This is a genomic window from Arthrobacter sp. D1-29 (assembly GCF_054130585.1).
The window spans coordinates 1,640,094-1,651,934 of record NZ_CP096383.1; the positions used below are offsets into that span (position 1 = coordinate 1,640,094).

The following is an 11,841-nucleotide window of genomic DNA, read 5'->3' on the forward strand; positions in this document are numbered from 1 at the left end:
GAAAAGGGGACAATGTCCATATGAGCTTTGTGATGGGACCTGCCCTGCTGTTCTGCCCGGCCGACAGGCCCGAGCGCTACCAGAAGGCCGCCGAACGCGCGGATGCCGTCATCCTTGATCTGGAAGATGCGGTGGCCCCGGCTGACAAGCAAAGGGCCCGCGGCGCCATCCTTGCCCAACTGGGAGCGGGCGCCGACGTGCCCGAGCTGAATCCCAGCCGCACCATCATCCGGATCAATCCGGCCGGCACAGAAGAGTTCGAAAAGGACCTCCACTGCCTGGCCCACACGCCCTACCGGACCGTGATGCTGGCCAAGGCGGAGAGCGCCGCGCAGCTGGAAGCACTCCGGGATTACCACGTGGTGGCCCTGTGCGAGACTGCCGTCGGGGTCCTGAACGCCCCGGCCATCGCTGCTGCCCCCAATGTTGTGGCGCTGATGTGGGGGGCGGAGGATCTTTTGGCCTCCCTGGGCGGGACCTCCAGCCGGAAGGACGACGGCGGCTACCGGGCCGTCGCCCTGCACGCCCGCTCCGCGGTACTGCTGGCCGCACGGGCCCTTGGCAAGGAAGCAGTGGACGCCGTGTACGTCAATATTCCGGACCTCGCCGGGTTGGCAGTTGAAGCGGCAGATGCTGTGGCTTCAGGATTCAGCTCCAAGGCCTGCATCCACCCCACCCAGGCGAATGTTGTCAGGGGCGCCTACGCCCCTTCCGAGGCCGACGTTGCGGCGGCCACCAACCTGCTGCAGGCGGCTGCCTCGGCGGGATCAGGGGTCTTCCAATACAACGGCAAAATGATCGATGGCCCCATCCTCAAACATGCGGAAGCCACCATCCGCCGCGCCGGAGCCCACGCCTGATTCACCTGGCCCAGACCCAAGCGCAACCACCACAAACCTCCTGCTTCCAGCCGCGCCTACCTCTTTTGCCCGGGTGTGCGCCGGAGGGAGAGCGGGGGGATGGCTTGCGGGAGCGGAGTCCGTACCCAGCGCTCGCCGGTTTCACGGAACTCGGCCCGGGTGGAGAAGCGGTAGAGGTACCTGCGGGCGCGTACCCACCGGGGCGGTTCGCCGTCGAACGGATCGTGCCGCAGCAGCCGCAGCGTCTGCCGGTCCGCTTCCAGCAGCCTGGTGAGGAAGGCGTAGAACCATTCCTCGTGGACCGTGCGGAGCGGCAGAAACCACATCAGCCAGTCCAGGCGCAGGTGGTACGGGGCCCACTGCCGGGGCAGCCGGCGCACGTCCCCGGGTTTTCCCTTGAAGCCGTACTCGTGCCATTCCGCACCGTCGTTCGGGTCCTCGTCCAAAGTGCCTTCCACCACAATCTCGATCCGGTGCTTCGTGACGGTGCCAAACGCGCCGTACGTGTTGACGAGTTGCCAGCGGTTGAAGCTGGCATTCATCAGCTGCTGCCTGGAGAACAGGTTGCGCACGGGCCAGTAGCTGAGGACCACCAGCAGGAGCGTTACCGCCAGGGTGAGGATGAGCCACCACAGGGGAGTCTCCCGGCCCGCGTTGTCGGGATGCCAGTCCAAGGGCAGGACGGGAAATACCGCATGGGCCACCGGATCACTGACGGCTGCGAAGGCCAGCACTATGGCAATCCAGTTCAGCCAGGCGAAATTTCCGCTGGCTACAAGCCACAGCTGGGTGAAGATGATGATCCCGGCGGCAGCGCTGGCGAGAGGCTGCGGGGCGAAAAGGAAGAAAGGCACCACCAGCTGGGCGAAGTGGTTGCCCAGGACCTCCAGGCGATGGAAGGGCTTTGGCAGGAGGTGCGCCTGCCGGCTCAACGGCCCGGGCATCGGCTGGGTCTCGTGGTGGTAGTACAGGGCCGTGAGGTCCCGCCACTCCTGGCCGCCACGGATCTTGATCATTCCCGCGCCGAACTCCAGCCGGAACACCAGCCAGGCAATCAGGATCAGGATGGTGCGCGGCGGATCCGTCTGGTCCGAACCCAGGAAGGCTACGGTGAAGCCTGCTTCCAGGAGCAGCATCTCCCAGCCGAAGCCGTAGAACGTCTGCCCCACGTTCACGATGGACATGTACAGCACCCAGAGCGAGAGGAACGCAATCAGGGGCAACCAGGGTGGCCCCAGCTGTGGAAGTCCAGCCACCAGCAGTGCTGAGATCACCAGGCCGGTTGCGCAGACTGTACGCAGCAACCGGTCTGAGTAGCGCCAACGGAACAGGGTAGGCCGCCCCCGTGTGCCAAATCTCTCCAAATAGTCGGGAACGGGTACAAGCCCCCGCTCGCCCAGGAGGGCCGGGAATTGGTTGAGGGATGACAGGAACGCAACAAAGTACAGTGCCGCGACGCCACGCTGCAGCACCTGCCGGGCGAATTCGTAGTCCGGCGCATCGAACCAGGAAACCCAGTCCACCATTCCACGGTACGCCCGCCAATCCCGGCGTCGCCACTAGGATCGAGTGATGTTTGCTCTGGTGCTCATCGCCGTTGTAGCAGGGGCCCTGGCGCAACGCCTGGCGGGTCTTGGCTTCGGCCTGCTCGTGTCCCCTGTCCTGGTGGTGCTCCTGGGCCCGTTTGACGGCGTGCTGATCATCAACCTCTGCGGGGCTGTCTCCTCCCTGCTGATCCTGTCCCGGGTCTGGCGGTTTGTGGACTGGCAGCGATACTTCCGCCTGGCGCTCGCGGCCGTTGCAGGCGTGCTGCCCGGGGCGTGGCTGGCCAGCAACGTCCCCGAGGCGCCCCTGGAGATCTGCATCGGTGTGCTGCTCTTCATCGCTTTGCTGGCGTCGCAGCGGCTGACCCGCAGTTCGTGGCACGCCCGGGGGCCGGTTCCCTTGGTGTCGCTGGGATTCTCCAGCGGACTCATGAACGCCGCCGCCGGTGTGGGCGGACCGGCCATCACTGCCTATGCCATTGCCACGCGCTGGGACCAGAAGAGCTTCAGCGCCACCCTTCAGCCCTACTTCATGACCACCGGCTTGAGCTCCCTTGTGAGCAAGTACGTCCTGTCCGGCGGGCACGTCCCCGCCCTTGAGGGCTGGCAGTGGTTGGGAATCCTGGCGGCGATGGTGGCCGGCATCGTCGCCGGCGACCTGCTCTCGGGCCGGGTGCGTCCCGGCTCGGTCCGCAGGATTGTGGTGGGCATCGCGTATCTGGGAGCCGCCTCCACCCTGGTCAAGGGTGTTGTGGAACTGGCCGCAGCCTAAGTACCCCTGGCCGGTCTTGCCCTGCCCCCCAGCCTGACCAGGCACCCCCGCCCGGTGCGGGATACTTAACCAATGCAGCCACGCAGAATCGTCCTCCTCGGATCCACCGGCTCCATTGGCACCCAGGCGATTGACGTCGTCGACGGCGCCCCGCACCTTTTTGAGGTCGTGGCGCTCAGCGCCGGTGGAGGGAACCTGGAGCTTCTGGCCCGGCAGGCCGTCCACACCGGGGCCCATGCTGTAGGTATTGCTGCCGGGGATCAACGGCGCCTGCGGGAGCTGATCGCCGCGGCGGCACAGGCCGCGGGACGGCCCGGGTACAGCCCGGAAATCATTGCCGGTCCGGATGCTTCCACCCGGATCGCCGAGGTGGAAGCTGACGTGGTGCTCAACGGCATCACCGGCTCCATCGGACTTGCCCCCACCCTGGCTGCACTGAGGTCGGGTGCGACGCTCGCCCTGGCCAACAAGGAATCCCTCATTGTGGGCGGCGCCCTGGTCAAGGCATCTGCACGGGAAGGCCAGATCGTACCGGTGGATTCTGAGCACTCAGCCATCGCCCAGTGCCTGCGCTCGGGCTCGGCTGAAGAAGTCGAAAAACTGATCCTGACAGCATCGGGCGGGCCATTCCGGGGCCGGAGCCGCGAAGAACTCCACCACGTCTCACCCCTGGAAGCGCTCGCGCACCCCACCTGGGACATGGGACTGATGGTGACCACCAACTCGGCAACCCTGGTGAATAAGGGCCTTGAGCTGATTGAAGCGCACCTGCTGTTCGACGTCCCGCTGGACCGGATCGATGTAGTGGTGCACCCGCAGTCCGTTGTCCATTCCATGGTCCAGTTTGTGGACGGCTCCATCATCGCCCAGGCCTCGCCGCCGGACATGCGGCTTCCGATCGCTCTGGGACTTGGCTGGCCGGACAGGGTGCCCAAGGCCGCATCGCCCTGTGACTGGACGCAGGCCACGAGCTGGACGTTCGAGCCCCTGGACACTGGAGCCTTTCCGGCCGTGTCCCTGGCCAAGGACGCCGCCAAGCAGGGGAGTACCTACCCGGCTGTGTTCAACGCCGCCAATGAGGAAGCGGTGACGGCCTTCCATGCCGGCCGGATCCGGTTCACGGAGATCGTGGATACGATCGACTCCGTACTCAGCGAACATTCAGGTTCCTCCGGGCTGACGGTTGAGTCAGTGTTGGATGCTGAGAGGTGGGCACGCGCCCGAGCCCATGAACGTTTAGCAGTCAGTAGCCTCTAGGAAGCAGCAGAACCACCCATATGAACCCCGTTCTCCTCTTTATCCTCGGTGTCGTCTTTGTGGCGATCGGCATAGCCGCGTCCATTGCACTGCACGAATTAGGGCATCTGGTTCCGGCCAAGCTGTTCAAGGTCCGTGTCACCAAGTACATGATCGGCTTCGGTCCCACGCTCTGGTCAAAGCGCAAAGGCGAAACCGAGTACGGGTTCAAAGCCATCCCGCTGGGCGGTTACGTGTCCATGATCGGCATGTACCCGCCCAACAGCCAGGATGGAACGGTCCGCCCCTCAAGCACCGGGATGTTCCAGACCCTTGCCAGTGAGGCACGATCCCTCGCCCATGAGGAGGTGGGGCCCGGAGACGGGAACAGGGTGTTCTACCGGCTGCCGGTGTGGAAAAAGATCATTGTCATGCTGGGCGGCCCGGCCATGAACCTCTTGATCGGACTGGTCCTCACTGCCGTTCTGCTGATGGGTTTTGGCATCGCCACAGCCACCACCACCATCTCCGACGTCTCCAAATGCCAGGTGGCAGCCGGCCAGACAGTGGATCCGGATTCCCCGGACTGCCAGCCAACCCCGGCCGCGGCGGCGGGACTGAAACCCAACGACGTCGTCACGTCCTTTGATGGAAAAGCCGTGACCGGCTGGGAGCAGCTGACCGAATGGATCCGGGCTTCGGCCGGCAGGGAAGTCAGCATCACCGTTGAACGGGATGGCACACCGGTCACCACTACCATCACACCGGTACTCTCGGCCCGGCCCATCGTGGGTGTGGACGGCCGCCAGGCAAAGGACGACGCCGGAAACCTGCTGTACCAGGACGTCGGCTTCCTGGGCATCGGCGCGCAGACTGAACTGGTGCCCCAACCGGCGTCGTCCGTGTTGCCCATGGCCGGAGAAAACATCAGCCAGGTGGCTGGCGTTGTCTTTAACCTTCCGGCCCGGGTGGCTGGGGTGGCCAAAGCAGCCTTCAGCGAGGAGCCCCGTGATCCGAATGGGCCCATTAGTGTGGTGGGGGTGGGACGCGTGGCCGGCGAGGTAGCCGCCATGGAGGAAGTGCCGGTGCAGTCCAGGCTGGCGGCCCTCGTGGGGCTCCTGGCCGGGCTTAACTTTGCGCTGGCAGTGTTCAATCTCATCCCGTTGCTTCCCCTTGATGGTGGCCACGTCGCGGGCGCGCTGTACGAAGGTGCCCGCCGCCGCGTGGCCAAGCTCTTCGGCAAGCCCGATCCAGGCGCGTTTGATATTGCCAAGCTCCTTCCGGTGACCTATGTTGTGGCGGCATTGCTCATGGGCATGGGTGCGCTCCTGATCTATGCAGACATCGTCAAACCGGTGAATCTCTTCGGCTAGGACGCTTTCCAACGCCCGGGCTTACATCAGCCGTTTCCGGCTTACTTAGCAAACTCAGCCAGAAATGATTGATTATCTGATATCAGACGTTTATGGTTGATACATGTACGTCATGACCATCGACCAGCGCGGAAGCAGAACGGACCTTGACCGGGTCCCCGGGCTCATCTCAGAGTTGATCGATTTGAGTTCGGCCCGCTTCGAGCGCTCGGTGGGCGATGAACTCCAGGGCGTGGTGGAACATGCCGCGGAAGTCGTAGACATCGCTTTGCATGCTCTCCGCAGCGGCTACTGGTACGTCGGAATTGGAATAGGCACGGTACACCTTGCCCCCGGCGCCGGGCCCCGGGAAGGAACGGGAACCGGGTTCGTGGCTGCCCGGAATGCGGTAGAGCAGGCCAAGAGTGCCGCTGGCCACGTTCCATTGTCAGTGGTGTCCGGCAGTATTGGGCGTGGAAGGGACATTCCCAGGCATGCAGTGGAAGGAGTCAACACCTGCGCCAACGCCGAGGCAGTCCTCCGCCTCATCGGCCGGCTCATCCAGGAACGCACCGAAGCCCAATGGAGAATTGTGGACCGGCTCCGGAGTATCCAGGGCAGCGGCGAAAGGCACGGCAGCCAAAAGCAGGTGGCCAAAGAACTGGGAATAACAGAACAGTCGGTGAGCCGCGCCGTGCTCAGATCCGCCTGGCAGGAAGAATGGGCTGCCAGACCCGCGGCGGCGATGCTGCTCGACTACGCCCATACCCGGATCCTGGCAGCGCCGGCTGCCGGGAAACAGGGAACACCTAACAAGGGAGACCGGTGAACGCACTCTGGATTGCAGCTGCCTTACTGGTGGCAGGATTTGCCGGCTGGCCGGTGACAGCCCTCGTCTTCCGGCTGGCCAGGACCATCGACGACAAAGCCGATGCCGCTACCGCAAGCGACGAGGCAGCGAGGAGGGCGGCGGAGGATCCGTCCGCCGACGTCACGGTGGACACCGTGATTCCGGGCGCCGGTCAGACTGTCGACGGCGAGCTGACGGCGGAACCCGCGCACCCGACGTCGGGCGTTCCCGGTACTGAGCCCGCCCCCAGCCAGCGGATCCTGCGCGGCGGCGCCATCATCGGCGTCCTGGAGCGGCTGGGCGTATGCCTTGCCATCCTGACCGGTCAACCCGTGGCCATCGCCTATATCGTGGCCATCAAGGGCCTGGGCAGGTTCGCGGAGCTGAAGGAAACCCCGGTGGCTGCGGAACGCTTTATCATCGGAACGCTCACCTCGATGCTCTGGGCTGCGGGAATCGCGGCCACCGTCAAGGTGATGTTTCTTGGCTAGGTGCTGTTCCCTTCGCCGGATGGGAAGGAAGGCAGCCAGGGCGATAGGGTAGCGGTATGACTGTTTTTGCCGTTGAGTACGTTTACGCCCCCGAATCCACCGCAGCCCGCGATGAAAACCGTCCCGCGCACCGCGCGTGGCTCTCAGATCTGGCCGAGGATGGCCGGCTGCTCACCAGCGGACCCTACGGTGACGGTGCAGGCGCACTGCTGATCTTCAAGGTCCAGGACGAATCACGGCTGAACGAACTGCTCAAACAGGATCCCTTTGCCGCCGCAGGCACCATCGCAGGCATCAGGACCACCGAATGGACTCCCGTGATCGGCATCCTGGCCGCCCACACGTCCTGATCACGGACCCGCCACACCACCGAACCATTTCACTACCCAAGGAGTCCACGTGACCTCGGTCAGCCTGGGAATGCCGTCAGCACCGCCGCCCGTCCTTGCACCCCGCCGCAAGACGCGCCAGATCAAGGTCGGTTCGGTGGGCGTCGGCTCGGACTCGCCCATCAGCGTTCAGTCGATGACCACCACGCCCACCACGGACATCAATGCCACGCTCCAGCAGATCGCGGAACTCACCGCGTCCGGCTGTGACATTGTCCGGGTGGCCTGCCCGTCTGCCGACGATGCCGAGGCACTGCCCATCATCGCCCGCAAGTCCCAGATCCCCGTGATCGCTGACATCCACTTTCAGCCCAAGTATGTGTTCGCGGCCATCGAAGCAGGCTGCGCCGCGGTCCGTGTCAACCCCGGCAATATCCGCAAGTTCGATGACCAGGTCAAGGAAATCGCCAAGGCGGCCAAGGACCACGGCACGTCCATCCGAATTGGTGTCAACGCCGGTTCCCTTGAACCCGGCATCATGAAAAAGTACGGCAAGGCCACGCCCGAAGCCCTGGTGGAATCTGCTGTCTGGGAGGCTTCCCTCTTCGAGGAACACGGCTTCCACGACTTCAAAATCTCTGTAAAGCACAACGACCCCGTCATCATGGTGGCTGCCTACGAAATGCTGGCAGAACAGGGTGACTGGCCGCTGCACCTCGGTGTCACCGAAGCCGGGCCGGCTTTCCAGGGAACCATCAAGTCTGCCGTAGCCTTCGGTGCCCTTCTCTCCAAGGGCATCGGGGATACCATCCGCGTTTCACTTTCGGCTCCTCCGGTAGAGGAAATCAAGGTGGGAAACCAGATCCTCCAATCCCTGAACCTGCGTCCGCGCAAGCTGGAGATTGTCTCCTGCCCCTCCTGCGGCCGCGCCCAGGTGGACGTCTACACCCTGGCCGAGCAGGTGACGGCAGGCCTTGAGGGGATGGAGATCCCGCTGCGCGTGGCGGTGATGGGTTGCGTCGTCAACGGGCCCGGGGAAGCCCGCGAAGCTGACCTCGGCGTAGCTTCAGGGAACGGCAAGGGGCAGATCTTTGTGAAGGGCGAAGTCATTAAGACTGTCCCTGAGAGCGAAATTGTTGAGACACTGATCGAAGAGGCCATGCGTATCGCGGAAGAGATGGGGGAGGCCGATGGCGAAGATGCTGTCAAAGGTAGCCCCGTGGTTAGCGTCTCGTAAGGACGAAACCCCAGATGAGGGCATTACCGTCCGCACGTTGGGCGGATCGGACACCAACGCCCTGCGCAGCCTTGCCCTCCAGGACCCGGTAGCCAACGTCTTTATCCTCGCCCACCTGCGGGCAGCAGGGACCGTTGCGCCCACCAGCGGCGGAGCCGCTGTTCTGGGCGTCTTCGACGACGGTGTGCTGGTGGGTGCCTGCTGGACTGGGGCCAACCTGGTCCCGATCCAGCTGGACCCGGCCTTTGCCGGGCAGGTGGCTGCCGCGGCCAACAGGTCCGGGCGCCGTTATGCCTCGGCCTTTGGCCCTTCCGAGCCCGTCCTGGCGCTGTATGCAGAATTGGCGGAGCTGGGACACCTGGCGCACGAGGTCAGGGCGGAACAGCCCCTCATGACCCTGGCAGGTCCTCCCCTGGTGGAACCCAACAGGGACCTCGTGCTGGGCCGGCTGGCAGATTTTGACCGCATCCTCCCTGCCTGCGCCGCCATGTTCGAAGAGGAAGTGGGCTATTCGCCGTTCCTGGGCGGCCGGGAGTTCTACAGCCGGCGTGTGGAGGGCCTGATCAAGCAGGGCCATTCGCTCGTTCACCTCAACCCTGCGGGGGAGGTGGTGTTCAAAGCTGAGCTGGGAGCGGTCACTGCGGACGTCACCCAGATCCAGGGCGTGTGGATGAACCCCCTGTACCGCGGGCAGGGCCTGAGCGCAGGGTACATGGCTGCGGTGGTTGAGCACGCCAGGAAAATTGCGCCGGTCACCAGTCTTTACGTCAATGGCTTCAACTCGCGCGCCAGGGCTTCATATCAGCGGGTCGGATTCCGGGAAGTCGGAACATTCGCTACAGTTCTCTTTTAGCGGGGCAGGTGTTGCCCCTTTCTTACTTTGGGGGACCAACTTGAACACGTCAGCGCTGCTCGGATTCTCGGCGTCAATACTTCTAGCGGCAGGGCTGACGGGCTGCGCCGGCGCACCTGGCGAGAGCGGGCCGCAAAGTGCAGTCAACTCCTCCACGCCGTCCCCGAGCGAGACGCCTTCGCCCACCAAAACCCCGGCAAAGTCCTATACGAGTGATGAACTGGCCGCTTTGGTGGGCCAGCTGACGGATGCAAAGGGAGTCAAGCTCGCGGTGATGTCCAGCACTGACCTGACCGGAGCCGCCGAGCAGGTCAAGACCCTTCTCTCCACCATGACTGTGGAGCCGGCAGTGTGCCAGGAAATGGCCATCTCCGGCGCTGCACCTTCGGTTGACGGCGCTACGGCTGCGATGGGGACAAGCCTTGACGCGGCTGAGGGAGCATCCACAGCAGTGGCCATGACTTCGGGGCTGGACCCCGCGTACCTGGCGCAGGCAATGGCCCAGTCGGATGAACTGTCCAAATGCGCGAACATGACCATTGGTATGGCAGGAACAAAGGTGGACGTCGCACTGACGCTGATCGATGGAGTGGGCACGCTTCCCGGAACGCTCGCGTACCGCACGGACAGCACGCTGCCTGATGGACAGAAGCAGTCAATGATCACGGCGCAGGCTGTAGTCCACGGCGTGCTTGTTACCGTGATTTCATCGGGTGGGACCACCGAGGAAGGAGCGTTGTCCCGGACGGGGGCAATGTTGGACCAGGCGGGTGCCCAGATTAAGTAGGGCCAGATTTAGTAGGGGACTGCTCCGTCACCGTGAGTTCGCCCGTCAGATAGTGCTGGATATTGGGTGCGATGAGGGCCACTACGTCCTCTGGTGAGGCTGAGGCCAGGGGCTCCAGCCTCACCACGTAGCGGACCAGCATGAGACCCACCATTTGCGTCGCCACAAGGTTTGCCCGCAGGGCGACGTCCTGGGGCGGTCCGGGAACGCCTGCCATAATCCTGCTCAGGATGGTGCGGGTCACCATTTCCCTGAGCAGCAGCGTCTTTGCCTTTGAACCGATGGTGCCGCGAAGGAACGCCACCAGGCTGTGCTGGGCGGGGCTTTCCCAGAGCCGCAATACGGCCCAGACGATCGCTTCGGCCCGGTGCCCGGGTTCGTGGCGGTCCACGCCTTCCAGCACCTTTGCACGGTCGGCGGGAAGGGCGACGCTGAGGGCAAACAGTTCGTCCTTGCCCTTGAAGAAGTGATGGATCATGGCCGGATCCACTTCTGCCTCACGGGCTACCTGGCGCAGGCTGGTGCCCTCGAAACCGTGCTCGGCGAACAGCCTGCGGGCTGTGTTCAGGATGTGGGCCCTGGAGGCCGTCACGCCACCGCGCCGGCCCCTCCTCGCGGGGTGGGCCCGCCGGCCTTCAGCCTCCGGACCGGCTTGCTGGCTGGCGTGCGGGCCGGCCTTCCGGCCGCGTTCCGGACCGGCCTCCGGGCCGCCGTCGGCCGGTTTTTCCTGGCTGCGCCGTGGGCCTGCGCCATGTGCCCGATGATTTGTCAGGGGCGGCGTCCCGGTCATGCCGTTCGCCTGCGCAAGGTCAGCGAGGCAAGGATCAACACCCCAAGGACGATGGCAACCATGATCCCGGCGTCCTGCCACAGCCGGTCGGTGGCGTCCGCGTTGGCTGCGATCTCCTGCAGCGCTTCGACTGAGAACGTCAGCGGAAGAACGTTTGAGATCGCTTCCAGGACCTCGTTCATCCGGTCGCGGGCAACAAAGAGCCCGCAGAGCAAAATTTGCGGCACCACCACAACTGGCATGAACTGGACGGCCTGGAATTCTGTCCGGGCAAAGGCGGAACAGAGCAGTCCCAGGGCGACGCCCAGGACGGCGTTGATCACGGCGATGACGACCACCAGCGCCGGGCTGCCCTGGATGTCCAGCTCGAAGACCCAGTAGGACACTGCGGTGGCAACCAGTGACTGAAGGGCGGCCATGATGGAAAAGGCCAGCCCGTAGCCGAAAAGCAGATCGGCCTTGTGGACGGGTGTGGTCAGCAGCCGCTCCAGGGTGCCGGACGTCCGCTCGCGAAGCATGGTGATGGACGTGACCAGGAACATGACCACAAACGGGAAGATGGCCAGCATCATCAGGCCTACCCGGTCAAAGGTTCGCGGCATGCCCGGCGGCAGCGTCTCATTCTCGAAGAGAAAATAGACGGCCGTCAGCAGCAGTGCCGGAACAACCAGGATGAGGGCAACGCTGCGGTGGTCGTGGCGCAGCTGTTCCAGGACGCGGCGGGTGGTAGCTAACATCAT

Annotated in this window: 13 protein-coding genes; 10 read left to right on the forward strand and 3 right to left on the reverse strand. The window is 64.3% G+C overall.

Going from position 1 to position 11,841, the window contains the following annotated elements; genetic code table 11:
• Positions 1-20: 20 nt before the first annotated feature.
• Positions 21-860, forward strand: coding sequence for an HpcH/HpaI aldolase/citrate lyase family protein (locus M1E17_RS07595; RefSeq protein WP_457966551.1), 840 nt, complete (start codon positions 21-23; stop codon positions 858-860).
• Positions 861-916: 56 nt separating this feature from the next.
• On the opposite strand, the gene M1E17_RS07600 is transcribed toward M1E17_RS07595, so the two are convergent.
• Entirely contained in the window at positions 917-2,383 is a 1,467-nt protein-coding gene (locus tag M1E17_RS07600) for a lipase maturation factor family protein (protein WP_457967629.1), read from the reverse strand.
• A gap of 49 nt (positions 2,384-2,432) precedes the next feature.
• Between M1E17_RS07600 and M1E17_RS07605 the strand changes: the two genes are divergently transcribed.
• From M1E17_RS07605 to M1E17_RS07645, 9 genes are all read left to right on the forward strand, one after another.
• Positions 2,433-3,176 (forward strand): sulfite exporter TauE/SafE family protein, encoded by a 744-nt coding sequence (locus tag M1E17_RS07605; RefSeq protein WP_457966553.1) that lies wholly within the window; start codon positions 2,433-2,435, stop codon positions 3,174-3,176.
• 72 nt (positions 3,177-3,248) lie between these two features.
• Positions 3,249-4,433, forward strand: a complete 1,185-nt coding sequence (gene dxr / locus M1E17_RS07610) for a 1-deoxy-D-xylulose-5-phosphate reductoisomerase (RefSeq protein WP_457966555.1) — start codon at positions 3,249-3,251, stop codon at positions 4,431-4,433.
• Positions 4,434-4,453: 20 nt separating this feature from the next.
• Entirely contained in the window at positions 4,454-5,785 is a 1,332-nt protein-coding gene (locus tag M1E17_RS07615; RefSeq protein WP_457966557.1) for a M50 family metallopeptidase, read from the forward strand.
• Between the two features lie 103 nt (positions 5,786-5,888).
• A complete protein-coding gene (locus M1E17_RS07620) occupies positions 5,889-6,593 on the forward strand; it encodes a MarR family transcriptional regulator (protein ID WP_457966559.1) in 705 nt (234 codons plus the stop codon).
• Positions 6,590-7,105, forward strand: coding sequence for a hypothetical protein (locus tag M1E17_RS07625; protein WP_457966561.1), 516 nt, complete (start codon positions 6,590-6,592; stop codon positions 7,103-7,105). The genes M1E17_RS07620 and M1E17_RS07625 overlap by 4 nt, the downstream gene beginning before the upstream one ends.
• A 56-nt stretch (positions 7,106-7,161) precedes the next feature.
• Positions 7,162-7,455, forward strand: coding sequence for a YciI family protein (locus tag M1E17_RS07630; protein ID WP_457966563.1), 294 nt, complete (start codon positions 7,162-7,164; stop codon positions 7,453-7,455).
• 49 nt (positions 7,456-7,504) lie between these two features.
• Positions 7,505-8,671, forward strand: coding sequence for a flavodoxin-dependent (E)-4-hydroxy-3-methylbut-2-enyl-diphosphate synthase (gene ispG / locus M1E17_RS07635; protein WP_457966565.1), 1,167 nt, complete (start codon positions 7,505-7,507; stop codon positions 8,669-8,671).
• Entirely contained in the window at positions 8,634-9,524 is an 891-nt protein-coding gene (locus M1E17_RS07640; RefSeq protein WP_457967631.1) for a GNAT family N-acetyltransferase, read from the forward strand. The genes ispG and M1E17_RS07640 overlap by 38 nt, the downstream gene beginning before the upstream one ends.
• Positions 9,525-9,564: 40 nt before the next feature.
• Positions 9,565-10,311, forward strand: coding sequence for a hypothetical protein (locus M1E17_RS07645; RefSeq protein WP_457966567.1), 747 nt, complete (start codon positions 9,565-9,567; stop codon positions 10,309-10,311).
• Here M1E17_RS07645 and M1E17_RS07650 read toward each other — a convergent pair.
• Positions 10,304-11,101 (reverse strand): TetR/AcrR family transcriptional regulator, encoded by a 798-nt coding sequence (locus tag M1E17_RS07650; protein ID WP_457966569.1) that lies wholly within the window; start codon positions 11,099-11,101, stop codon positions 10,304-10,306. The two genes, M1E17_RS07645 and M1E17_RS07650, sit on opposite strands and share 8 nt — an antisense overlap.
• Positions 11,098-11,841 carry an ABC transporter permease gene (locus tag M1E17_RS07655; RefSeq protein ID WP_457966571.1) on the reverse strand — a complete coding sequence of 248 codons (744 nt, stop codon included), beginning with the start codon at positions 11,839-11,841 and terminating at the stop codon, positions 11,098-11,100. The genes M1E17_RS07650 and M1E17_RS07655 overlap by 4 nt, the downstream gene beginning before the upstream one ends.

Bases quoted from the DNA above. Each gene is read 5' to 3' on its own strand.
- M1E17_RS07595 (WP_457966551.1), top strand. From the start codon at position 21: ATGAGCTTTGTGATGGGACCTGCCCTGCTGTTCTGCCCGGCCGACAGG.
- M1E17_RS07605 (WP_457966553.1), top strand. From the start codon at position 2,433: ATGTTTGCTCTGGTGCTCATCGCCGTTGTAGCAGGGGCCCTGGCGCAA.
- dxr (WP_457966555.1), top strand. From the start codon at position 3,249: ATGCAGCCACGCAGAATCGTCCTCCTCGGATCCACCGGCTCCATTGGC.
- M1E17_RS07615 (WP_457966557.1), top strand. From the start codon at position 4,454: ATGAACCCCGTTCTCCTCTTTATCCTCGGTGTCGTCTTTGTGGCGATC.
- M1E17_RS07620 (WP_457966559.1), top strand. From the start codon at position 5,889: ATGTACGTCATGACCATCGACCAGCGCGGAAGCAGAACGGACCTTGAC.
- M1E17_RS07630 (WP_457966563.1), top strand. From the start codon at position 7,162: ATGACTGTTTTTGCCGTTGAGTACGTTTACGCCCCCGAATCCACCGCA.
- M1E17_RS07640 (WP_457967631.1), top strand. From the start codon at position 8,634: ATGCTGTCAAAGGTAGCCCCGTGGTTAGCGTCTCGTAAGGACGAAACC.
- M1E17_RS07650 (WP_457966569.1), bottom strand. From the start codon at position 11,101: ATGACCGGGACGCCGCCCCTGACAAATCATCGGGCACATGGCGCAGGC.
- M1E17_RS07655 (WP_457966571.1), bottom strand. From the start codon at position 11,841: ATGATGTTAGCTACCACCCGCCGCGTCCTGGAACAGCTGCGCCACGAC.